This is a genomic window from Aquimarina sp., from assembly GCF_977115655.1.
This window is the reverse complement of record NZ_CDSBKO010000016.1, coordinates 21,759-44,393: the sequence shown is the minus strand read 5'-3', so window position 1 is coordinate 44,393 and position 22,635 is coordinate 21,759. Positions and strand designations below refer to the sequence as shown.

The window sequence follows — 22,635 nt, the reverse complement described above, 5'->3', positions numbered from 1 at the left end:
TCTAATTGTTTTTTATAAAATCTCTATGTTCGCTTTTTCGGAGTTCTTCTACAGAAAATTCTTTAAAATAATCCAAAGTTAATTTCATTCCTTTGGATCGATTGGTTTTTGGTTCCCAATTTAAAATTTCTTTAGCTTTACTAATATCAGGTTGTCGTTGCAAAGGATCGTCTGTTGGGAGTGGTTTATATACTATTTTTTGGTCTGTGCCTGTAAGGTTTATAATTTCTTCTGCAAACTCTTTTATAGTGATTTCATCTGGATTACCAATGTTAACAGGATATATATAGTTACTAAAAAGTAATTTATAAATACCTTCTACTTGGTCATCTATATAACAAAAAGATCGGGTTTGTGATCCATCACCAAATATGGTAAGATCCTCACCTCGTAATGCCTGGCCAATAAATGCTGGCACTACCCTGCCGTCATTTAGTCGCATTCGCGGGCCATAGGTATTAAAAATACGTGCAATTCTAGTCTCTAACCCATGATAGGTATGATATGCCATAGTGATCGACTCCTGAAACCGTTTTGCCTCGTCATATACTCCTCTGGGGCCTATAGTATTAACATTACCATAGTACTCTTCATTTTGAGGGTGTACTAAAGGATCTCCATATACTTCACTGGTAGATGCAATTAAAATCCTAGCTTCTTTTTCTTTTGCCAATCCCAAAAGATTATGTGTTCCCAAAGATCCTACTTTTAAAGTTTGAATTGGGATTTTAAGATAATCTATCGGACTTGCCGGGGATGCAAAATGTAAAATATAATCTAATTTTCCTGGAACGTGAACAAACTTTGTAACATCATGATTATAAAATTCAAATTGTTTCAATTTAAACAGATGCTCTATGTTTTTTATATCTCCTGTGATCAGGTTATCCATACCTATAACATGGAAGCCTTCATTTATAAATCGATCGCATAGATGGGACCCTAAAAAACCTGCTGCTCCTGTAATTAGTATTTTCTTCAAAAGATATTTTTTTCAAAAATAACAATTCAAAAGAATAGAAATGTCATAAAACTAAAAAACTGTATGATTTCAATATATAATTCCAAAATTGTATATTCAAAATGACGTGGTCATTACTGGTTTTTATAGAATATCTTTTCTTCCAATAGAAAAATAAGAAATCTCTTCTTTTTCAACATCGCTTATGTCGTACAAATTTCTACCATCAAAAATCACATTTTGTCTAAGACTATTTTTAATCTTTTGAAAATCAGGAGTTCTAAAAATACTCCATTCTGTACAAATAATTAAAGCGTCCGAGTTTTCTAAAGCATCATACATTGTTTTAGAAAATTGTATTTTACCTTCATATTTTCTGCCTACATTATCCATTGCTTCTGGATCAAAAGCTTTAATATTGGCTCCTGCTCTTAATAATTTATCGATAAGATATAATGATGGGGCTTCTCTAATATCGTCTGTTTCAGGTTTAAAAGCTAATCCCCATATTGCAAACGTTTTATTTTGCAGATCATTATTAAAGTATTTTTTTATTTTTGGAAATAAAATAGTTTTCTGATTATCATTTACTTTAATTACAGAATCTAAAATCTTAAATTCATATTCAGAGTCTTTACCAGATTTATACAATGCTTTCACATCTTTAGGAAAGCAAGAACCTCCGTATCCTATCCCGGGAAATAAAAATCTCTTTCCTATTCTAGAATCGGTCCCCATCCCTATCCGTACTTTATCCACATCTGCGCCAACCTTTTCACAATAGTTAGCGATCTCATTCATAAAAGTGATTTTAGTCGCTAAAAAGGAATTAGCAGCATATTTTGTGAGTTCTGCGGATTTTTCATCCATTACGATAATTGGATTACCAGATCGAACAAATGGTTTATATAGTTTTTGCATAAGTTCTGTGGCTCTCTCAGAGCTTGATCCTATTACTATTCGTTCTGGTTTTAAAAAATCATCTACAGCAAAACCTTCTCTTAAAAATTCTGGATTAGAAACGACATCGAAAGTACTTTTTGCATTTTTAGAAATTGCCTCATGTACTTTTTCTGCAGTTCCTACTGGTACTGTACTTTTACCTACTATTACTTTATATTCTGTGATTATCTTTCCGATGTTTTCTGCTACTCCAAGAACATAGGACAAATCTGCAGATCCATCCTCATCTTCTGGAGTTGGAAGAGCTAAAAAGATAATTTCTCCATGCTCTAAACCTTCCTCTAAAGATGTAGAAAAGACTAATCTTCCTGCTTTTATATTTCTCTCAAAAAGCATGTCTAAATGTGGTTCGTATATAGGGACTTCGCCATTGCGCATTTTTTGAACCTTTTGTTCATTTATATCTACGCAAACTACTTCATTACCTGTTTCTGCTAAACATGTTCCTGTTACTAAGCCTACATATCCGGTACCTATTACTGATATTTTCATGCTTTATTATTAATTAGTCCTTATTATATTTAGACTAAGATAAGTATATCTTTTTCAAGGTGTTTTTTAATGAATATTCTTCAGGAAAATTATCAATAATGCTATGTAATTTTTGTGTTGACCCTTTTAAACTTTTAATTTCATTTTTACGAACAAACTTTGGATTAATTTCAATTTTAATTTTATGATCGGTTATTTCTTCCATAAAATATAGAATTTGTTTTACTGTATTAGTTTTTCCAGAACAAACATTTAATATTTCTGATGTATTTTTACTTACTAAAAGTTCATTATAACATTCTACCAAATACTCTACATCATTAAATTCTCTAAAAACATTAATATTCCCAAGTTCAATCACTGAGGCCTTTTCCTTATAATGTTTTATTATTTTTGGGATTAAAAAAATTTCTGACTGACCGACTCCTGTATAATTAAAAGGTCTTACTATAAGAATGTTAAGTTTATAAAAATAATTTTTAACCATGTTTTCCATAGCTAATTTACTATTACCATAATGATTAATAGGTTGAGGGCACATATCTTCTGAAAGTATATTACCAATATTACCATAAACAGCGGCACTACTTGCAATAATTATTTTTTCTGGATTTATTTCACATTCTATAAGTGCATCCAGAAGGTTCAATGTTCCAAAAACATTGACTTTATACATTTCATTTTGATTATCTCCTGCAACAAAAGAAATTGCAGCTGTATGTATTATATAATCTGGCCTTACGTTTTTAAATATCCTTTTAATTTGTTCTTTTTCTGTAATATCACAAACAAAGTGGTTTGGATTATTAGATTTTGTATATGTTGTTCCAAAAACATTATAGTTTTTTTCTTTGTAAAAAGATTCTAAATGTTGACCCGTAAAACCAGAAATCCCTGTTATAAAAATTGTTTTTTTAGAAAGATCCCCCATTTTCATTTCTTTTAATATCGCTTTTCACCATCATATCAGCAAGTTCTGCTAACGTTGTTTTTGCTTTCCATCCCAAATTCTTTTCAGCTTTAGAAGCATCTCCAATAAGTAAATCAACTTCTGCTGGTCTGTAAAATTGTGGATTAACCTTTATAAGTGTTTTCCCTGTTTTGGTATTAATACCAATTTCGTTTTCTTCATTTCCTTTCCATTCTATATCAATATTAACTGTTTTAAAAGATAAGGTAACAAAATCTCTAACAGTCTGTGTTTGATTTGTTGCTAATACATAAGTATCGGCAACAGGTGCTTGAAGAATTCTATACATTCCTTCTACATACTCCTTTGCAAATCCCCAATCTCTTTTTGCATTTAGATTTCCTAATTCTAATACATCCTGCATATTCAAGTGTATTTTGGCAACTGCATCAGTTATTTTTCTTGTTACGAATTCTTTTCCTCTTAATGGAGATTCATGGTTAAATAATATACCACTAGCAGCAAATAAATCATAAGATTCTTGATAATTTAATGTCGCCCAATGTGCAAAAACCTTTGCTACTCCATACGGACTTCTTGGATGAAAAGGCGTTTCTTCATTTTGAGGTACCGCATGAACTTTACCAAACATTTCTGAAGTTGAGGCTTGGTAAAATTTAATTTTTGGATTAATTGTTCGTATTGCTTCTAATAGATTCATAGCTCCAACACCTGTTATTTGAGCTGTCGCAATAGGTTGGGTAAATGAAACGCCAACAAAACTTTGGGCTGCCAGGTTGTAGATTTCATCTGGTTCTACATCTGCTATAATTCTATAAGCACTAGACAAGTCTATTAAATCATATTCCAACAAATGTAAGTTCGGGTGATTTTCTATACCTAATTCTTCTATTCTCCAAAAATTGGTAGAACTTGTTCTTCTATAAGTGCCGTAAACTATATAATTTTTTTCTAATAATAATTCTGCTAAATAGGCTGCATCTTGACCTGTAATTCCTGTTATTATAGCTTTTTTCATTTTTAATTAATCTTTTCTATTTAAAAATTTTGTTCTTTATATTATTTCTATTTGATTACTAAATAGGGTTTATTTTTATAAATTATATCACAAAAACATTGCAAAGGATAATAGTAAAGAAATTCTCTATATTATAATGCAAATATATAGATTTGTTGATAAGAAATAGAGTTCCAGATTAAGGGAATTACTTTTTAATTTTTGGGTTTTTACATTTATTCTCTTTTAAGGAACAAATTTATATATTTGCCATACTTTTAAATCAGAGTTTAAAATATGTTTTTTAACTCTTTCTAATTTGACTTTTCACTTGCATATATTATGAAGCATTCTCTTTCTGACAAGATACTATTTATACCTACAAAACATAATTCCTCTCTAAGTATTGTAAGTGATAATATACTAAAGTATATAAAAGCGCCTCTAGCCTATAAAAACTTAGATTTAACACGAATTAAAAAGAAAAGTGAAAAGTACAAAAGTAGTTATCTTAAATCGCTTGCTTTTGAACTATTACTAGTAATACAAGCTCTCAAAGACTTATCTTTTATACGAAAGCAATCACAAGATTACATTTTCTTTTTTGAAAGTTACTTTTGTTATACTCATATCGTTTCTTTCTTTACTAAGAAAAAGAAAATAATTCTTGTTCATGACTTAATATATTTTAACGACTATAAGCTCGAAAAAAAGGTGTTCTCTAGATGGTTTAAATATATATTTTATCGATTTGGGCGAACTAAAGCAATGAAAAATTGTGATCTGATTCTAACGATTTCTGAAAAATCTGTAGAAGAGTTAGTAAAAATTGGGCTGGATAAGGATAAAATCAAGTATGTATACATTGGGACGGATTTTAAAAGAATCGATACACCAAATCCTTATGGTGATTTTGTCTTATGTGTAGGCTCTGAGCAAGAAAGAAAAAACATGAAAACTGTTATTAAATCTTTTGCATTATTAAAGAAAGATTTTCCAAATTTAAAAATGGTTAAACCAGGAGGAGGTGTTTCTCCTAGTAAAAGAGCCCTTACCATGTCTTATATCGAAGAAGAAGGATTAAAATTAGAAGAGGATATCATCTTTATAGAAAATACTAGTGAGAAAGATCTAGTTGGTTTATATTCTAATGCTCTTTTACTTATGTTCCCTAGTCTCGAAGAAGGTTTTGGATTACCAATAATAGAAGCTCAGGCTTGTGGATGCCCTGTAATAACTACCAATTATAAACCCATGTCTGAGATTTGTGCTTATGAAGACCTTCTTGTTGATCCTTTAGACCATAATAGTATTTACCTTAAAGCTAAAAAAATAATTGAAGATCCACAATATCGAGTACTTAAAGTAAACGAAGGGCTTGCATTTTCAAAACAGTTTACATGGCAAGAAGCTTCAAAAAATATAGAGGAATTGCTAAATAGCTTAAGTTAGCACTCGTTGCTTTTAAAAAAGTGCTTATAAAACTAATTATTTTACAATTCTATTTTATTTATACGAACCTTCTTTATACTATACGTTCCTCCTAACTCTCCTACTTTAAAAAGAAGAGATTCATCTAGTTGATCTACAACCAAAGGAATATATATTTTATTTAATCCTTTTATTATTCTATGTTCAATCATTTTACTATTATCATAAGGCCATCCATTAACAGATTCGTCTATGATAGAATAAAATAACTGAAAAGTAGTCTCAATACTTGATTCAAGCTCAAAATAAGCAATAGCATTATTATTTCTTAGTTCTGATAAATCTCTCAGATAGATATTAGTGTTTGGTTCTTTTGAGGCAGAAAATTTTAGATTCTTACAATCTTTCTCAACTTTTCCTTCTTCTTTATCTTGGAATTGTAATTCAAATCTATCGAAACATTTAGATTCAAAAATTGTAATTTTCGAACTTTCAAACACTTTTTTTATAAACTCTATATCCTTAGAAAACTCTTTTCTTTCTGGTTTTTTATCTTCTATATATCGCTCAACATAAGATTCAACCACAATATCATAGTTTTCATTTTCTAGTTGTTCTTTTAAATCTTTAAAAGTTAAACCTGACCAGATAAAATTAGAATATTTAAAATAATTAGTAAGATACCGAGTCATTTCAATAAAATATGAATCTCTAAAAATCAAAGCTTTCAAACCATTTGGATTCTTATTACAGTTGCATTTAAAATTCAGTCCATTAGTAATCATATTATCCTCACAAGCTATTAAGTTAGGTATTGGTACTTCCTGTTCCAAATTCGCTAGACCAATCATATTTCCTGAAGAATCATAATTTGAATATTCTAAATTAAAATCCTTAAGGTCTTCTAATTTTGGTATAATTCTATCAGGGAAATCTTGTTGAATAATTTTGGCAAGTTCAAACTGGGCATAGTTTGCTCCCATAGCATTCCAATGAGTTCCTTTTGGGGAGTATAGTGGTGTTTTCGACTTCTTTTTTTCTTCAAGTAAAAAATCTTTTACATCAACTACTTTTATAGTGGTATGAGTTTTTAAATAGGCTATTAATTTGTTATAGTTAGAGCCTTCATTCACTTTTTTCACATAAGACGGTAGTTGATCAAAATAAATAGAATGTTTGTTGGGACAAATAAAGAAATAATACTTTATTCCCTTTTCTTCTAACCAATCGCTTTTTTCTTGTAAATAGTTAGCATAACTTTCTATTTTTTTATCTGGTAGCACATTTATGTTTCTATAGTCATTTATAGGGTCTCCGTTTCCTTCATTTAAAAACAACCAACGATCTTTACCAATAACAATGTTTTCTGAGGTAGAATCATAAATTAGGTATTTTAAATTACTGTATAAAAATAAAAAGGATTCTCTAAAACCGTAGTGATCTTTATAATAGTTATCAAATTTATTAAAATAACCATTTACCGAATCCAACGTTGTTGGAAAATCAGGTAATTCTGTTAGTTTTCGATTTTCATTTTTGCTAATTTTTTCATCTTTTTTTATGACTCCAACAATAAGCGGTATATATAAGAACGCTAAAAAAACTAATACGACTATTTTATGGTAAATATTTTTCATTTAGAATCTGAAATAAATAAATGGATTATATGCAGAAGAAGCAATTTTAGAAAAAACGAACAATAGAGATATAAAAATAAATGCAAACTTATATATGTATATGGGCTTTATTTTACTGTTTCTTTCTTTCTTAGAAAGGAAAGCTTCAAATTTACTTCTTAATGGCAGTGATAGCAAAATAGCAAGAATGAAAACAATAATTATTTCATTAGAAATTAAAGATCTTACTTCAAAAATATCGAAGGAAAAATCAACAATATTAAACATACTATAAATATAATCTAAAGAGCTTGATAATGTTGGCGATCTAAAAAACACCCAAGAAATAATAACCACAAATAAGGTATATATATAAGATACATAACTATTTTTGATTAAAAAGTTCTTTATGATAGTTATTCTTTCTAGTGAGATGAAGACACCATGAAATAATCCCCAAATAATAAAATTCCAACTTGCTCCATGCCAAAGACCAGTTAAGAAAAACACCGTAAATAAATTAAAATAAAGGCGTTTTTTACTCACTCTATTTCCTCCTAATGGAATATATAAATAATCTCTAAACCATGTAGAAAGAGAAATGTGCCATCTTCTCCAAAATTCTTGTATTGATCGTGAGATATAAGGGTGATTAAAGTTTTCTTCAAATTTAAAACCAAACATTCTTCCTAAACCTATTGCCATATCAGAATATCCAGAAAAATCAAAATAAATCTGAAATGTATAGCACAAAATACCTATCCAACTTATAGGTATTGAAAGTTGGTCTGTATCTAATTCAAAAATTTGATCGGCAACATGCCCCAATGGATTTGCTATGATTATCTTTTTAAATAGGCCAATAGAAAATCGATATATCCCTTCACTAAATTTTTTAAATGAATGCTTACGTTCTTGTAGTTGTAAATTAATATCGCTGTATCGAACTATAGGACCAGCTATTAACTGTGGAAAAAGCGAAATATAAAGTCCAAGATTAATGAGTTTTTTTTGCGGTTTAACCTCTTCTCGATACACATCTACTATATAAGAAATAGATTGAAATGTAAAAAATGAAATACCTAAAGGCAAGTGTACAGGAGAGGAATTAATTTCAAAATTAAAAACATCATTGAGAATACCTATAAAAAACCCTGCATATTTATAATAAAATAAAAGACCTAGATTAAATAAAATAGCAAAAAAAAGAAAATAACCTTTTCTAACTTTTTTTTGCTTATTCCCAATATAAAGCCCGAAAATATAATTACCTCCTATCGAGAAAAGCATTAATAAAACATAAACTCCCTCTCCCCAAGAATAAAAGAAAAGGCTACATAAAAAAACAATTAAATTCTTAAATGTATTTGTAGAAATATAATACAGTAATATAACTATTGGTAAAAATAAAAACAGAAATGAAGGTGATGTAAATATCATATACAAGTTAATAAGTGTGCTGTTCTATAATTAGTAAAATAATGATTTATTCCTTTTCTTATGATTTCAAACACTTTTCTAGATAATCCAGATACTCTTGATTAATTTTATTCCAATTAAAATGTTGTTTAATTTTTTCAAAATTATTTATAAGCATTTTAGAGTGTTCTTTTTTACTTACAGTATTAAGAATATCCTTCACATCATTCTTATCTCTAAAATACAACGCATCGTCCTCTAAAATTGATTTATTGAAAACATTATCATTGGCAATAATAAATGCATTAGACGCCATTGCTTCGAGTAATGAAGGGTTAGTTCCACCTACAGAGTGCCCATGAAAATAAAGTCCAGAATAATATCTTAAATTATTCAAATCATTCATATTATAAATTGCTCCCAGAAAGCGTATTCTTTTCTCTTTTTGGTATTTGTTTTTTAAATACTCTCCAAATTTGGTTTCATGTTTACCGATAACAAGAAATGGTTTATCTAAATTAGACAATACAACTCCATCTAATATAGGTTCTATGTTATTTTCTGGTTCTAACCTTGCTATAAGCATGTTATAATCATATGGTAGAAGATTATAATCTAGTAAAACCTTCTCATCATCTTCATTTTCAAAAACATCTGCGCCATAAGCTATATATTGAGAATCACATCTATATTTCTCTTTAAGATAATTTTTAATCCCGATTGAATCAGAAATAAGAAAATCACTTTTCTTTATCGCTAATTTTTCAGCAAATTTCAAGAATTTTTGAACTGGTGATGAATATTTGGTTCTTTTCCACTCAAGCCCATCCATATTTGTGACAATTATAGCAGGTTTACGAAACATCCAGTTCCATATGGAACTAGAAGTATATCCAAGCTGCAAGATGATGTCAAACTTTCTTTTTCTAGAATCTAGAATACAATTAAAATCATATAGAAATTGTCCAGGAGTTCCTAGTAAATATTCTGGATCATAGCAATGAACAATATTCACACTTTTATAGGTCTTTTCTTGATAGGGGTGATTGTGTGAGTTATATACATATACTTCATGCCCTTTTAAAGCCATAAATACAGAAAAATATTCTGCAAATTGCTCAAAACCCCCATGATAATTAGGAATTCCTCTTATTCCGATAACCGCTATTTTCATTTATTGTTATTTATATCAACAGTATACTTTAAAGAAAAACATACAAAAAAAACAAAAGAGACAATTCCCCAATGTCTATCAAACATAGATTCTGTAATAAAGCTCAAGCCAAAAGTGAGGTATAACAGTATCTTTTCTAAATCTTTTTTATAAGCATTAATTACGCCTCTAAAAAATAATCCTAATAAAACAACTAGCCCGAATAATCCACTTTGAAGCATTGTATCCAAATATTGGTTATGTGAATTATACCTGTTTTCTACACCCAATAAAAAATTATTCTCTTTATACTGTGCTATTAATTCGTCTTTATAATCTCCTATTCCTTGTCCTATTATTGGTGATTTTTCTATAACTTGTAATGAGTTCTTCCACTTTTCCATTCTTACATTTTGATTGGCAAATGATACATAATCACTAGTATAATTTGTATCTATTGTGCTCAGAATTCTATCTTTTAGTATAGGATTACTAAAAACAACTAAAACCATAAGAAAAACAGAGATACTGCAAGCAAAAAGATTTCTAAAAAACTCTTTTTTTGATTTTGGACTATATACTAATAAGTATAAAAATAGTAACACAAAAAATATAATGGTCTCCATTCTAGAGGATAATAGTACACTAAAAAGAAGAAAAAATGCACTTATTGCCCAAAAACGCACACTAGATATTTCTTCTTTTTCTCGTAAGGAAATCAAAAAAGCATACCCTAAATTCACAAACAAAGATATGTATATTGGCTGTATATTTATTACACCTGTTAAGCCTTCATACATAAATACCCAATACTCTATACCACTTACAGTAACATCAGAATCGAATATGCTTAGAAAAATACTAGATATAAAATCGATGAAAGAATATCCAATCTCAGCATTTTGTCTAACTGCATTAAAAAATAAGAAGGTTAGCAAAACGATAATTCCATAGACATATACTTTTCTGATAAAAAACTTGTATGTATGACTTAATACAGGTAAAAAATTAAAACTTAAAGGAACTACAAGAAAAGCAATATATCTACCGATGTGTTTAATGGCAACATCCTTATTTTCGCTATAAATGACTGATATTACTATTACCAAAAAATAAATTATAAAATAAATCTCTTCCTTTCTAAAACCAAAGGTTAAAACTATCTTTCTCTTTTTTATCAAAAAATAATTAATCAAAGAATATACTACCAGAAGAACTAAACAGATAGAATTAATACTGTTTTTTAAAAATAAGCTTAAAAAACAGCAAATTAATAAGCCAATTGTTATATTTTTCTCGCTAAAAATCTTGTTCATTAATGATTTTGTTCTAGATAATTTAATATTTTCTTTGCAGAATAATCCCAACTATGCTCTCCTTTAACTGTCTCTAGTGCTTTTCTTTTTATTCGATCTCTTATACTGCTTTCAAGTGATAGTACCATAGAAAGTTTTTCTGATAAAGATTGAATATTGGATGACTTAAATAAAAAACCATTATCCTCATCAATAATAACCTCTTTATTTGGTTCTAAATCCGAGCACAAAACTAAAGATGGGTAGCTCAATGCATTCAAAAGAACGGCACTTTGATAAATTTCTCTATATGGTATTACAACAATATCTGAAACCGAGAACAATAAGTCCATTTCTTCATCTGGTATAAATCTTTTGAGAAAAATAACCTTTTCTTCTAAATTAAAATTATTAATTAACTCAATATATTTTTCATAATTATCATTCCAAACTTTACCAGCAATGATTAATTTTGTATTGACATTGTTTATTTTTCCAAAGGCCTCTATTAATAAATCTAATCCTTTTACTTCTTTTATTTGCCCAAAAAATAAAACATATTTATGCTCATCCGACAAATCAAGCTTAGAAAGAGCTTCCTTCTTTTCAACTAGGTTCACAAGGTCTATATATCCTCCAAGTCTAATTGTAATTATTTTACTTTCTGAAATATTTTCCTTCAATAATTCTCTTTTAGAAAAGTCATTGTGAACCAAAACTTTTTCTGTTAGATATTTGAGGATAATTCTTTTTATTATTTTATTATCGCCTTTTGCAAAACCTGATATATCATGGGCTATTAATAAAATTTTAAGTCCAAAAAAACGTGCTATTATATAAACTAGTATATCTTTTATTTCATATGAAAAAGAATGTAACATAATTATTTTTACTGAGTTCTTTTTTGCTTTTATAAAAGATCTAATAAATCCCCTAAAAAAATACTTTGACTTGTCAATTGTATTTTCATCTTTTTTATAATCTCCAAATGTTTTCTTAATTATAACATGAGAAGTTTTAAAAGATTTTTTTTGAAAATTTGAAAATATATAAACATTTATTTTCTTCGATAACTCTTTTGCCAGTGAAACGTCATAAAAATCCATTCCACTCTTTTTTCCAACATGGTCTATTATTGCAATCTTATTCATTTATATTATTTAATCTATACACTACTCCTACAGAAATACAAACTAAGAAAATACTTAACAAGTTAAAAGCATTTTCTGAAATTATTGATATTATTAACTGAGCCAGTAAAATTTTTGCTATGATATTATTTTTTATTTTTTGATAAATAATATAAAAAGGTGTTGCCCACAAAATTAGTCCTAAAAATCCTATTTGTCCCATTATAGATCCTATAAATGTATCTCCAATATCAACAGTTTGTTCAAAAAACATTGTTGCTTGGTTTCCTGTTTTTGCTATACCATGACCAAACATTTTGAGGCTTTTAATTGCATTTTCGATTCCTGATAAATGAATTTTTATTCCTTGATGAAAATTGGACATATAAAACAATAATAGTATAAACAAAAACATCACCATTACTTTAATACCACTACTAATTTTTCGGAAATTAAAAAGAGCAACTAAAATCACATGTAAAAGTGCTCCTTTTGAAAAAGTTAAAATCAAAGCTGTACCAAAAAAAACAACTAACATTACTTTTTTATCTCTATTATATCCTAATGTCTTATCAAACAATAGTAGACTAAGAATAAAAGCTAAAGTATGCCCTAGGTTTATTGGATCCAATAGCGTTGCAGTCATTCTTTTAACACCTCCAAAAATAGGTTCTATAAAGAAAGGAGGGTAATTATAAAAAGCTTCTTTTGGTCCTCCATAAACAGGAACATTTTTGGCTTCAAAATAATTTCTTAACTCAAACTCATGCCAGATACTAAATATAATTTCATAATAACCAAATAAAACTACAAAAAAGGCTATTTTGATTATTCCTCTTTTAAACTTGGCAAATTCAAAAATTCCTATTTTAGAGCTCATTCCTATATAAATCAATAAAAAAGGAACCAACATTTGCCTCAAACCAGCCAGTTTGGCAAAAAAAGGTGCATTCGAAAGAAAAGATTGTAGTATAAGGTATAGTACTAGAAAAGCTATATAATGATTTATTGTATATAATTTTAAACTGCGATAATCTGCTATCAAAAGAATAAAAAAAGCAACTATAAATACATCTTTAAGAATTAATAAATTTACCTCTGGATTAAAAAATCTGTATATAGAAGCAATAATCAAAGAACTTAAAAACAGCCAAAGAATGACTAAAGTTGTTACTTTTTTTCTCGAAAAAACCATATTTCCTGATTAGAAACTTCTATTAATATTTTAGTACAAAACCATTCTTAGATTACACAAAAGTTTTTATTATAAAATACTTTTTATGCATTCTCTAAATTACTTTAAAAAACGGGGCTTAATTTTAATTTCCCATAAATTGAATTTAACACAATAATAAAAAGTAAATAAAGCAACAAGAGCTTCCACTATTACTGTAACTATCGAAACATTAATAAGATTAATTTCCTTCATTGTCCATAACCCCCCAACTATTATAAAATATGTCAAACATGTCATTATTACAGCTTTATTAAAAGCTTTTAAATACCCAAAAGGAATTAGTAGTTGATTTCCAAAAATGTTATTGAGTGCTGTAAAAGGAGCTGATAAGCATAAAATCCATAAAATGGAGACTGTAGGGCTCATTTCTGGACCTCCTAAAAACAAAACAATGTACTTTCCAAAAATAACAAGACCTACATATAAGACACAAATTCCAAGCAATGAAATCATTGCAACTTTTTTAACGAAATGAATATTCTTTTCTTTACTTACTTTTGGAAATATAGCTTGACCCAAAATAAGTATTGGTAATCTGATTAAATTTAATAATTTTTCAGCTAAATCATAGTAAGCCACCTCGTTCATACCCAAGAATGTTCCTGCCAAAACTTTATTAGTACTTACATAAAGCGTAATTGAAATATCAGAAGTCAATATTGCAAGAGATTCTTTAGCATAAAAAAATAATGTGTCTTTGTTTTGAAACTTAAATTTAACTTTATGTTTCGAAAAAACTATATATAAAGAAAAAAGACCTGCCGCTAAAGCCCCTAAACCATTAATAATTGGTAAAAACAAGTAATCACTTTTTCCTTTTATCAAAATAAAAATTAAGGCTAAAAAGACTAATCTACTTATTAGGGTTATAATCGTTATGAACTTCATTTGTTCAATTCCTTGAAAGTACCATAAAGGAAAAATCCATTCAAAAAAACAAAGCCATAAACTTAAGTAAAACAAAATTTCTTGATTTCTTGAAGAAGGGATGAAATGTAAAATAATATACAAAAATAAAAATGAAGCAATAAAAATTACTCCTTTAATTATAAATACTGAACTTGTTATTTCCGATAATTTTTCTCTATCATTTCTATGAATACTAACTTCTCTTGTGGCAGTTTTATTAAACCCAAAACTTACAAGAATTACTAAATATGCTATAACCGCTTGTGCGAAAATAACTAATCCATATGTTTCTTCTCCTAAGACCCTTATTAAGTAAGGGTATGTAAATAAAGGAACCGCCAGATTAAAAATCTGAAGTAGTCCTAAGTACGAAAAGTTTTTTACCAGAACCTTATTTTTTGATAAAATTGTTTTTATTTTATTACTTACTTTCATGTTTTGTATCAAGTAAAAAAATTACTTTGTAATTAAAAGGAACTGTTTTTTAAAAGCTTTTCTTTTAAGAGTACCACTGTTTTGGTAAAGAAATAGGGGCATCATTTGCTGAATTATCGAAATCTAATGGGTGTGGAAATACTGCTTGAGGAATTTTTTCTATCACCCTATCATTTCGAATAAAAGTAAATTCAGCTACAATTGGTATTTCTACACCATTTCTTTTATCAATTCTAAGATAATTATTAGGGTGAATATGAGTACATATATGATTTTGAAGCAACTTACCAAATGTTTCTTCTGCCAGATGAAAAAACGTTTTATGCCACAATTTATCTAGATCATGAAATTCGATAATGATAATTCGAAATCTTTTTAATAATTCATCCGAAATGCTCGCAATGGCTAAAAATTCATAGCCTTCGATATCCATTTGTAACAATAAATCAGAATCTTTTGATTTTATATTAGAGTCTACCCAATAATCCAAAGTCATAAAATTCTCATTGTTTGTATGACCAATAAATTTTTTAACAAAATTAAACTCATTATTTTTTATTGCAGGTCCATCTACAGAATTATCTGCCATAAAAACTTTCATCCCATATTCTAAACAATGTTTTTCAAACCAACTCGTCGGGCCAACACCTGGCGAAAAACAGGCGTCTATATCTTCTAGGTCATCAGGAATCAAGTATCCTCCATCCAGATCTCCACCGATTCTTATAAGATCTTTTCCTGTCGAAAAAGGACGTAGCCTTTTAATTAGCGATATAACATCTTTTTTATCGGTCGATTTGTCAATAAAAAGTCCTAAAGATGCAAATATTCTAATGACAAGTGTTTTTAATATTTTCATTTTACTCTAATGTTTATTTAATAAAGCATTTTTTCAATTCCGCAAAATTTTACTAGACTCATATATTAATATGCCATAATAAATCATTCACATAGCACCTACTCCTCTAAGAAATACCTATAGATTATATTTTAATTTATTATACATCTATAATTTTTCATAATGCGTTTTTTTATTAATCCCTTTTATTCAAAAAGTTTATGATTTATATCTAAATCATATTTTGGCATTCTTAAAATTTGGAAGAACCTCATCTTTTTCAGAAACAATGATATCCTCTTTATTGATTCTCCAGTCTATGTTTATGTCTTGATCATTATAAATGATACCTCCTTCTGCTTCTTTATTATAAAAATTATCACATTTATAAAAAAAGTTGGCAGTATCGCTTAATACGATAAATCCATGAGCAAATCCTCTGGGTATAAATAATTGCTTTTTATTTTCTGCAGACAATTCTACAGCTATGTGATTTCCAAAAGTTGGTGAATCTTGACGCAAATCAACTGCAACATCCAACACAGTGCCTTGTAAAACACTTACTAATTTTGCTTGTGCATGTTCTCCTATTTGATAATGTAACGCTCTAACTACCCCTTTTGTAGAAAAAGACTGATTGTCCTGTACAAAATTAACTTCTCGTCCAATAAGTTTATTAAACGTATTTTGATTATAGCTTTCATAAAAATATCCTCGTTCATCTTTAAAAACTGTTGGTTCTAATACAAAACATCCTTTGAGTCTGGTTTCTTTTACTTTCATATTTTAATCTTGTAGAATACTCATCAAATGCTTACCATACCCGCTTTTGATTAATGGCTCTGCTAATCCTTTTAACTCGTCTTTGGATATATACCCCATTTTAAAGGCTACTTCTTCAATGGCACCAATTTTTAACCCTTGGCGCTCTTCGATCACTTGAACAAATTGAGACGCTTGCATCAAAGAATTAAAAGTACCCGTATCTAACCACGCAGTTCCTTTATCCAAAATACTTACATTAAGTTTTTCTCTCTCTAAATACACTTTATTTACATCCGTTATTTCTAACTCTCCTCTATGGCTAGGTTTTATGTTTTTCGCAATATTTACCACTTCATTATCGTAAAAGTATATACCTGGCACTGCATAGTTCGACTTGGGTTGGGTTGGTTTCTCTTCAATGGAGATTGCTTTTCCTTCTTTATCAAACTCTACCACTCCGTATCGTTCTGGATCATGAACATGGTATGCATAAATTATACCTCCTTCGGGATCATTATTGGCTTGTAAGAGTTTTTCTAAACCTGTACCATAAAAAATATTATCTCCCAAAATCAGTGCAACTTTATCATTACCTATAAAATCCGCTCCTATTACAAATGCCTCTGCCAAACCATTTGGATTTTCTTGCACAGCGTATTCAAATCTACAGCCATATTTTGTTCCATCTCCCAATAATTTTTCAAATAAAGGTAAGTCATGTGGTGTAGATATTATAAGAATTTCCCTTATTCCTGACCACATTAGGCTAGAAAGAGGATAATATATCATTGGCTTGTCATATACTGGCATTAATTGTTTACTAACAGCAAGTGTTAAGGGATGTAGTCTTGTTCCAGAGCCTCCGGCTAAAATTATTCCTTTCATCTATTATATTTGTTATTTTTCAAAGATATGATGGAATCCACATAGATAATCGTTTCGAGTATGTTGAAATTCTTAATTATGTTTATCTTATGAAATTATATTGTATTTTTTTAAATACCAGGATATTGTTTTTTCAATTCCGGTTTCAAAATTTTCATCGGCTTCCCAACCCAACTCACTTTCTATTTTAGTAGCATCTATAGCATATCGTAAATCGTGACCAGGTCTATCTTTAACATAAGTTATGAGCTTTTTATAAGACTCCTTATTTTTCCTAGGAATTTTTATATCTAATATTTCACAAATCTTTGATGCAATCTGATTATTATTGCGTTCATTTCTTCCTCCAATATTATAAGTCTCACCGCTACTTCCTTTTTTATACACCAACTCAATTCCTCTACAATGATCCAAAACATATAACCAATCTCTAATATTCTTTCCATCACCATATATAGGTATATTTTCTTCGGCTAATGCTTTTCTAATAATAGTAGGAATAAGTTTTTCATCATGCTGCTTAGGTCCATAGTTATTAGAACAATTTGTTGTAATAACATTCATACCATACGTGTGGAAATAACTTCTTACTATGAAATCTGAAGAGGCTTTTGATGCGCTATATGGGCTATTAGGAGCGTATGGAGTACTCTCCATAAACAATCCTGTTTTTCCTAAGGTTCCATATACTTCATCTGTAGAAATGTGATGAAAACGACAACTTTTATATTGTTCTTTGTATTTATGTGGCGCTTCCATCCAGTAGTTTCTAGCTACGTCGATTAAAGTAAATGTCCCAAAGATATTTGTTCGTATAAATTCATCAGGACTTGCTATAGAATTATCCACATGAGATTCGGCAGCAAAATGAATTACCCCATCAAAATCATATTTGTTAAATAGTGTTTCTATTAGATTTCTATCACAAATATCCCCTTCAACAAAAGTATACTTCTCATTCCCTTCTAAATCTCTCAGATTATTTAAATCCCCCGCATACGTCAATTTATCAATATTAACAATTTGCATTGCAGGGTTTTCATTAAGAAAATATAGAATAAAATTGGAACCTATAAACCCAGCTCCTCCGGTAATTAAAATTGATTTCATTATCTACTAATATTTTTATAGAAGTATTTCTTTAATATTACTATGTAATTCTTTAATTCTATTAACAGATTGATTTGGTAATATCAAAATACAATCCTCTGTATCTACAACTGTTAGATCTGAAACCCCAATCCCATATACTTCTTTTTCTCCTATACTATATGAGTTCAAGTTGTCAATTCCTTTAATATGGGATATTCCTTCTACCATATTATTTTTGTTAAAATAAGAAATTAAAGAATCAAAAGAGCCTAAATCTGTCCATTGAAATTTAGATTTTACAGTTTTAATTAATTCGCTTTTTTCAAAAACAGCATAATCAATACTTTCCTCAGGGATATTGATCATTTCATCATAATTAATATGTCCGTTATTATTAGAATCGTATGCTTTTTTTGAAGCTTCATAGATATCTACTCTATATTTTTTCAATTCTGACAAAAAAACTCCTGCTTTAAAACAGAACATCCCACTATTCCAGTAAAAATTTTCTTTTTCTATAAAAGAGACAGCCGTTTTATAATCAGGCTTTTCTCTAAAACTTATGACATCCTCTCCTTTAAATTCGATATAACCATAACCAGTTTCTGGATATTCAGGCTTAATTCCAAAAGTAACTAAAAACCCTTCTTTCGCTAAGGAAACCGCCCGGTTTACGCTTTTTTTATATTCGTCAAAATCGCTAACCATATGATCAGAAGGAGTAACCAACAAAATATCATCTTTATCAACGCTAAAAGCTGAAAGGGCTATAGCAGGAGCAGTATTTCTTCCTACAGGTTCAATGATCTTATGCTTTAGTGAGATATTTATTTCTTGAATTTGATTAATTCCTTGAGCTTCCTGATCTATATTTGTTAACAACATAAAATCATCAACAAGTATAGAGTTCCTAGTAATTGTATGCTGAAATAAAGATTTTTCATCAAAGATTTTTAAAAACTGTTTTGGTTTTGATTTTCTTGATAATGGCCACAATCTTGTACCAGATCCCCCACTTAACACCACATTAATTAACTTATTCATTCACTAAATATATTAATATAAACTTATTTCTATAAGTTCAAATTGTATTTTCAATATTATTGAACATTACAAAAATTATAAATACTGTTATTATATACTTTTATACTATCCTTTTTAGATATAAAAATTTAATTTAAAAATGTATTAGTTTTGATCACTCTCTTCGCAAAAGTAGAGTAATTATCCGTTTTTTAAGTAGTATTAGCCCAAATTTCCCTAAAATACCGAATATTTATATTCTTACCAATAATACAGCCCTTCTATAAAGTTGTAAAAAAAGAGGTATTAGTACCCTACCAAAAACCTATGATATTCTCCTTTAGTTCCAACAGGCTTAGTGTTTCTAATATCATGAACAATATTAATTGCTGTTCTAGCTGCTTCTAAACCATACCCTCTCTCTTCTAAGATATCTTTATATACTAAAGTGTGTAAATCCCCAAATCCACCGCTAAATTCTAATTCTTCACCATCAATAGTTATAGATCTATATGTTGTCTGTCCTTTTTCTTTTACTTCGCCAGGTAAATACTTAGAATTAATAGAAAGAAACCATTTAACTCTTGCATTCTCAAACTCCAAATAACCTGCTGCTCTATCTTTTTCATGAACATGAACTATATTTTCTTGAATATCACCAAAAATCCAGGATAACATATCATAAAAGTGAACCCCAATATTGGTTGCTATTCCTCCTGATTTACTCATATCTCCTTTCCATGAAGTGTGATACCAGTTTCCTCTAGAAGTCAAATACGTTAAGTCTACTTCAAATTTGGAATCCCTATTAGATTTTTCAACCTTTTCTTTTAATTCTATAATGGATGGATGCACCCTAAGCTGAAGGACATTATATATCTTTTTACCAGTAATTTCTTCTACCTTTTGGAGTTTATCAATATTCCATGGATTTAAAACTAAAGGTTTTTCACATATTGCATCTGCTCCACTTCGTAAAGCAAATCGAATATGTGCATCATGTAAATAATTAGGAGAACATATACTCACATAGTCCAAAAATAAATTTTGCTCATATTTTAATTTTTCAATATGTCTATCAAATCTTTCAAACTCAACAAAGAAATCTGTGTTTGGAAAATAAGAATCTATTATTCCAACACTATCATTTTTATCATAAGCTGTTAATAATTTATTATTCGTGTCTTTAATTGCTTTCATGTGTCTTGGAGCGATATATCCGGCAGCTCCTATTAGTGCAAAATTTTTCATGTAGGTTTTCTAATTATTTTATTATATAACTCTTTTTACAGATTCTTTTTCTGGGTTTAAAACATATTTTTGTCCGCTTTCTAAACAAATAGCTTCATTGTTTTTGTCAAAATCAAGCCTGTGCCCATATTCACTTACCCAACCAATCTGTTTTGCAGGATTTCCTACTATTAGCGCATAAGGTTTTATTGGTTTGGTAACTACAGCACCTGCTCCTATTAATGCATATTCACCTATATTATTTCCACAAACAATAGTAGCATTAGCTCCTATCGATGCTCCTTTTTTAACAATAGTTTCTTCATACTGTCCTCTCCTGTTTACTGCACTTCTGGGATTAATTACATTAGTAAATACCATTGATGGGCCTAAAAAAACATCATCGTCACAAATCACTCCTGTATAAATGGAGACATTGTTTTGAACTTTCACGTTTTTTCCTAGTTTTACTTTGGGAGACACCACAACATTCTGACCTATATTGCAGGATTCTCCTATCTCACAATCAGACATTATATGTGAGAAGTGCCATATTTTAGTATCTTTTCCTATTTTACAATTTTTGTCTATTACAGCTGTTTCATGCGCGAAATACATTTCGTTATCCATAGTATCTATATTTTAAAACATTTAATTTATAAGAGTGATCATGTTATAATTATTAAAAGAATTACTGTAAAGCACCCCCTCCAAACTGAAAAATCTTAGAATTTATTGTATTAATGAAGTCAATATTACGAAATGATAATTTTAAAGAAACAGCATTTTTTTACCATGCAATCCTATGGTAAAATCAACAACCTTAGAGCAAACGCACAAGTATACTTCTGAAAAATATATTTTGTTTTCGAGGACCCCCTCGGGGAATTAAACCCTTAATGAGGAATCAAAACTTTCAATGCTATTTTAACTAAGAGGATTTTAGAAGCATTCGAACACTATTTGTCCAATTGTTTTGAGAAATATGAAAAACCTTTTTTACCTTTTCCTTACTCAGCACGCTATATTTTGGTCTTTTTGCAGAAGTAGGGTAATTATCTGTTTTTTTAAGCATTATGGTATCCAATTTACCTAAAACACTAAGGATTTCTTCAGCAAAATCGTACCAAGTAGCCTCGCCAAGGTTGCTAAAATGATAAATACCATACTTTTGATTATCTATTAAAATTAAATCAAGAATAAATTTAGCCAAATCATTTGCATTTGTTGGCGTCCCTTTTTCTGAGGTTGTAATGGTCAGTTCTGTTTCTGTTTCCGATTTTTTTAAAATCGTTTTAAAAAAATTATGCCCAAATTCAGAGTATAACCATGAAGTCCTTATTATAAAAAATGAATCCAGAATTTCCTGAATAAATTGCTCTCCTGCTAATTTTGACTTACCGTATTCATTTATCGGGTTAGGTATATCCTCTTCAGTATATAGGCTGTCTTTTTTTCCATCAAAAACATAGTCTGTAGATATATGAATGAGAGTACTGTTTTGTTTTTTACAGGCTTCTGCCAAGTTTTTAACCCCGTCTGCATTTATATGAAATGCTTTTTCTGGTTCTTTTTCTGCTTGCTCTACATTGGTGTATGCCGCGCAATTAATTACAAAGTCGTATGAATTATCTTTAAAAACCTGACATATTGCATCTTTATTAGTAATATCTAAATCTGTAGAATTATAAAAATGTAATTCTAAAGCAGAATAATTGTGTGCTATTTTTCGTAAACATTGTCCTAATTGACCATTTGAACCTGTAACAAGAATTTTGATTTTGCTAAAATTTTTATTCATCTTTTACTTTTAAACAATAAAATTATAAATTT

The 22,635-nt window shown here is 29.0% G+C and carries 20 protein-coding genes; 1 reads left to right on the top strand and 19 read right to left on the bottom strand.

What is annotated here, in order from left to right; genetic code table 11:
• Nucleotide 1: 1 nt before the first annotated feature.
• From ACZIYX_RS08915 to gmd, 4 genes are all read right to left on the bottom strand, one after another.
• On the bottom strand, nt 2-982 hold the full coding sequence (locus ACZIYX_RS08915) for a UDP-glucuronic acid decarboxylase family protein (protein WP_462681871.1): 981 nt from the start codon (nt 980-982) through the stop codon (nt 2-4).
• A gap of 123 nt (nt 983-1,105) precedes the next feature.
• On the bottom strand, nt 1,106-2,416 hold the full coding sequence (locus tag ACZIYX_RS08910) for a UDP-glucose dehydrogenase family protein (protein WP_462681870.1): 1,311 nt from the start codon (nt 2,414-2,416) through the stop codon (nt 1,106-1,108).
• 34 nt (nt 2,417-2,450) lie between these two features.
• Nucleotides 2,451-3,353: a GDP-mannose 4,6-dehydratase gene (locus ACZIYX_RS08905; RefSeq protein WP_462681869.1), complete on the bottom strand. Its 903-nt coding sequence runs from the start codon at nt 3,351-3,353 to the stop codon at nt 2,451-2,453.
• On the bottom strand, nt 3,331-4,365 hold the full coding sequence (gmd, locus tag ACZIYX_RS08900; RefSeq protein WP_462681868.1) for a GDP-mannose 4,6-dehydratase: 1,035 nt from the start codon (nt 4,363-4,365) through the stop codon (nt 3,331-3,333). Before gmd ends, ACZIYX_RS08905 begins: the two co-directional genes overlap by 23 nt.
• A 321-nt stretch (nt 4,366-4,686) precedes the next feature.
• On the opposite strand from gmd, the gene ACZIYX_RS08895 reads away from it, so the two are divergent.
• Nucleotides 4,687-5,796 carry a glycosyltransferase family 4 protein gene (locus ACZIYX_RS08895; protein ID WP_462681867.1) on the top strand — a complete coding sequence of 370 codons (1,110 nt, stop codon included), beginning with the start codon at nt 4,687-4,689 and terminating at the stop codon, nt 5,794-5,796.
• Nucleotides 5,797-5,837: 41 nt separating this feature from the next.
• Here the strand turns inward: ACZIYX_RS08895 and ACZIYX_RS08890 are convergent, their stop codons facing one another.
• The 15 genes from ACZIYX_RS08890 to rfbD form a co-directional block, all read right to left on the bottom strand.
• Nucleotides 5,838-7,412, bottom strand: coding sequence for an alginate O-acetyltransferase AlgX-related protein (locus ACZIYX_RS08890; protein ID WP_462681866.1), 1,575 nt, complete (start codon nt 7,410-7,412; stop codon nt 5,838-5,840).
• Nucleotides 7,413-8,831: an MBOAT family O-acyltransferase gene (locus ACZIYX_RS08885; protein WP_462681865.1), complete on the bottom strand. Its 1,419-nt coding sequence runs from the start codon at nt 8,829-8,831 to the stop codon at nt 7,413-7,415.
• A gap of 58 nt (nt 8,832-8,889) precedes the next feature.
• Nucleotides 8,890-9,984 (bottom strand): DUF1972 domain-containing protein, encoded by a 1,095-nt coding sequence (locus tag ACZIYX_RS08880; protein ID WP_462681864.1) that lies wholly within the window; start codon nt 9,982-9,984, stop codon nt 8,890-8,892.
• Nucleotides 9,981-11,072 carry an O-antigen ligase family protein gene (locus ACZIYX_RS08875; RefSeq protein ID WP_462681863.1) on the bottom strand — a complete coding sequence of 364 codons (1,092 nt, stop codon included), beginning with the start codon at nt 11,070-11,072 and terminating at the stop codon, nt 9,981-9,983. The genes ACZIYX_RS08880 and ACZIYX_RS08875 overlap by 4 nt, the downstream gene beginning before the upstream one ends.
• Nucleotides 11,073-11,278: 206 nt before the next feature.
• Nucleotides 11,279-12,409, bottom strand: a complete 1,131-nt coding sequence (locus tag ACZIYX_RS08870) for a glycosyltransferase family 4 protein (RefSeq protein WP_462681862.1) — start codon at nt 12,407-12,409, stop codon at nt 11,279-11,281.
• Nucleotides 12,402-13,583, bottom strand: a complete 1,182-nt coding sequence (locus tag ACZIYX_RS08865; protein WP_462681861.1) for a hypothetical protein — start codon at nt 13,581-13,583, stop codon at nt 12,402-12,404. Before ACZIYX_RS08865 ends, ACZIYX_RS08870 begins: the two co-directional genes overlap by 8 nt.
• Before the next feature lie 99 nt (nt 13,584-13,682).
• Nucleotides 13,683-14,969 (bottom strand): flippase, encoded by a 1,287-nt coding sequence (locus tag ACZIYX_RS08860; RefSeq protein ID WP_462681860.1) that lies wholly within the window; start codon nt 14,967-14,969, stop codon nt 13,683-13,685.
• A gap of 64 nt (nt 14,970-15,033) precedes the next feature.
• Nucleotides 15,034-15,828 carry an FkbM family methyltransferase gene (locus ACZIYX_RS08855; protein WP_462681859.1) on the bottom strand — a complete coding sequence of 265 codons (795 nt, stop codon included), beginning with the start codon at nt 15,826-15,828 and terminating at the stop codon, nt 15,034-15,036.
• A 216-nt stretch (nt 15,829-16,044) separates the two neighbouring features.
• Nucleotides 16,045-16,590, bottom strand: coding sequence for a dTDP-4-dehydrorhamnose 3,5-epimerase (gene rfbC / locus ACZIYX_RS08850; protein WP_462681858.1), 546 nt, complete (start codon nt 16,588-16,590; stop codon nt 16,045-16,047).
• A gap of 3 nt (nt 16,591-16,593) precedes the next feature.
• Nucleotides 16,594-17,457 (bottom strand): glucose-1-phosphate thymidylyltransferase RfbA, encoded by an 864-nt coding sequence (gene rfbA, locus ACZIYX_RS08845; RefSeq protein WP_462681857.1) that lies wholly within the window; start codon nt 17,455-17,457, stop codon nt 16,594-16,596.
• Between the two features lie 87 nt (nt 17,458-17,544).
• Nucleotides 17,545-18,567, bottom strand: a complete 1,023-nt coding sequence (gene rfbB / locus ACZIYX_RS08840) for a dTDP-glucose 4,6-dehydratase (RefSeq protein WP_462681856.1) — start codon at nt 18,565-18,567, stop codon at nt 17,545-17,547.
• A 15-nt stretch (nt 18,568-18,582) separates the two neighbouring features.
• A complete protein-coding gene (locus ACZIYX_RS08835) occupies nt 18,583-19,593 on the bottom strand; it encodes a mannose-1-phosphate guanylyltransferase (RefSeq protein WP_462681855.1) in 1,011 nt (336 codons plus the stop codon).
• Between the two features lie 285 nt (nt 19,594-19,878).
• Nucleotides 19,879-20,823 carry a Gfo/Idh/MocA family protein gene (locus ACZIYX_RS08830; protein WP_462681854.1) on the bottom strand — a complete coding sequence of 315 codons (945 nt, stop codon included), beginning with the start codon at nt 20,821-20,823 and terminating at the stop codon, nt 19,879-19,881.
• A gap of 21 nt (nt 20,824-20,844) precedes the next feature.
• Nucleotides 20,845-21,432: an acyltransferase gene (locus tag ACZIYX_RS08825; protein WP_462681853.1), complete on the bottom strand. Its 588-nt coding sequence runs from the start codon at nt 21,430-21,432 to the stop codon at nt 20,845-20,847.
• Nucleotides 21,433-21,733: 301 nt separating this feature from the next.
• Entirely contained in the window at nt 21,734-22,603 is an 870-nt protein-coding gene (gene rfbD, locus ACZIYX_RS08820; protein ID WP_462681852.1) for a dTDP-4-dehydrorhamnose reductase, read from the bottom strand.
• Between the last annotated feature and the right edge of the window lie 32 nt (nt 22,604-22,635).

What these genes read in the sequence shown, in the direction of transcription:
- ACZIYX_RS08910 (WP_462681870.1), bottom strand. Translation starts at nt 2,416, where the DNA reads ATGAAAATATCAGTAATAGGTACCGGATATGTAGGCTTAGTAACAGGA.
- ACZIYX_RS08905 (WP_462681869.1), bottom strand. Translation starts at nt 3,353, where the DNA reads ATGAAAATGGGGGATCTTTCTAAAAAAACAATTTTTATAACAGGGATT.
- gmd (WP_462681868.1), bottom strand. Translation starts at nt 4,365, where the DNA reads ATGAAAAAAGCTATAATAACAGGAATTACAGGTCAAGATGCAGCCTAT.
- ACZIYX_RS08895 (WP_462681867.1), top strand. Translation starts at nt 4,687, where the DNA reads ATGAAGCATTCTCTTTCTGACAAGATACTATTTATACCTACAAAACAT.
- ACZIYX_RS08890 (WP_462681866.1), bottom strand. Translation starts at nt 7,412, where the DNA reads ATGAAAAATATTTACCATAAAATAGTCGTATTAGTTTTTTTAGCGTTC.
- ACZIYX_RS08885 (WP_462681865.1), bottom strand. Translation starts at nt 8,831, where the DNA reads ATGATATTTACATCACCTTCATTTCTGTTTTTATTTTTACCAATAGTT.
- ACZIYX_RS08880 (WP_462681864.1), bottom strand. Translation starts at nt 9,984, where the DNA reads ATGAAAATAGCGGTTATCGGAATAAGAGGAATTCCTAATTATCATGGG.
- ACZIYX_RS08870 (WP_462681862.1), bottom strand. Translation starts at nt 12,409, where the DNA reads ATGAATAAGATTGCAATAATAGACCATGTTGGAAAAAAGAGTGGAATG.
- ACZIYX_RS08865 (WP_462681861.1), bottom strand. Translation starts at nt 13,583, where the DNA reads ATGGTTTTTTCGAGAAAAAAAGTAACAACTTTAGTCATTCTTTGGCTG.
- ACZIYX_RS08860 (WP_462681860.1), bottom strand. Translation starts at nt 14,969, where the DNA reads ATGAAAGTAAGTAATAAAATAAAAACAATTTTATCAAAAAATAAGGTT.
- ACZIYX_RS08855 (WP_462681859.1), bottom strand. Translation starts at nt 15,828, where the DNA reads ATGAAAATATTAAAAACACTTGTCATTAGAATATTTGCATCTTTAGGA.
- rfbC (WP_462681858.1), bottom strand. Translation starts at nt 16,590, where the DNA reads ATGAAAGTAAAAGAAACCAGACTCAAAGGATGTTTTGTATTAGAACCA.
- rfbA (WP_462681857.1), bottom strand. Translation starts at nt 17,457, where the DNA reads ATGAAAGGAATAATTTTAGCCGGAGGCTCTGGAACAAGACTACATCCC.
- rfbB (WP_462681856.1), bottom strand. Translation starts at nt 18,567, where the DNA reads ATGAAATCAATTTTAATTACCGGAGGAGCTGGGTTTATAGGTTCCAAT.
- ACZIYX_RS08835 (WP_462681855.1), bottom strand. Translation starts at nt 19,593, where the DNA reads ATGAATAAGTTAATTAATGTGGTGTTAAGTGGGGGATCTGGTACAAGA.
- ACZIYX_RS08830 (WP_462681854.1), bottom strand. Translation starts at nt 20,823, where the DNA reads ATGAAAAATTTTGCACTAATAGGAGCTGCCGGATATATCGCTCCAAGA.
- ACZIYX_RS08825 (WP_462681853.1), bottom strand. Translation starts at nt 21,432, where the DNA reads ATGGATAACGAAATGTATTTCGCGCATGAAACAGCTGTAATAGACAAA.
- rfbD (WP_462681852.1), bottom strand. Translation starts at nt 22,603, where the DNA reads ATGAATAAAAATTTTAGCAAAATCAAAATTCTTGTTACAGGTTCAAAT.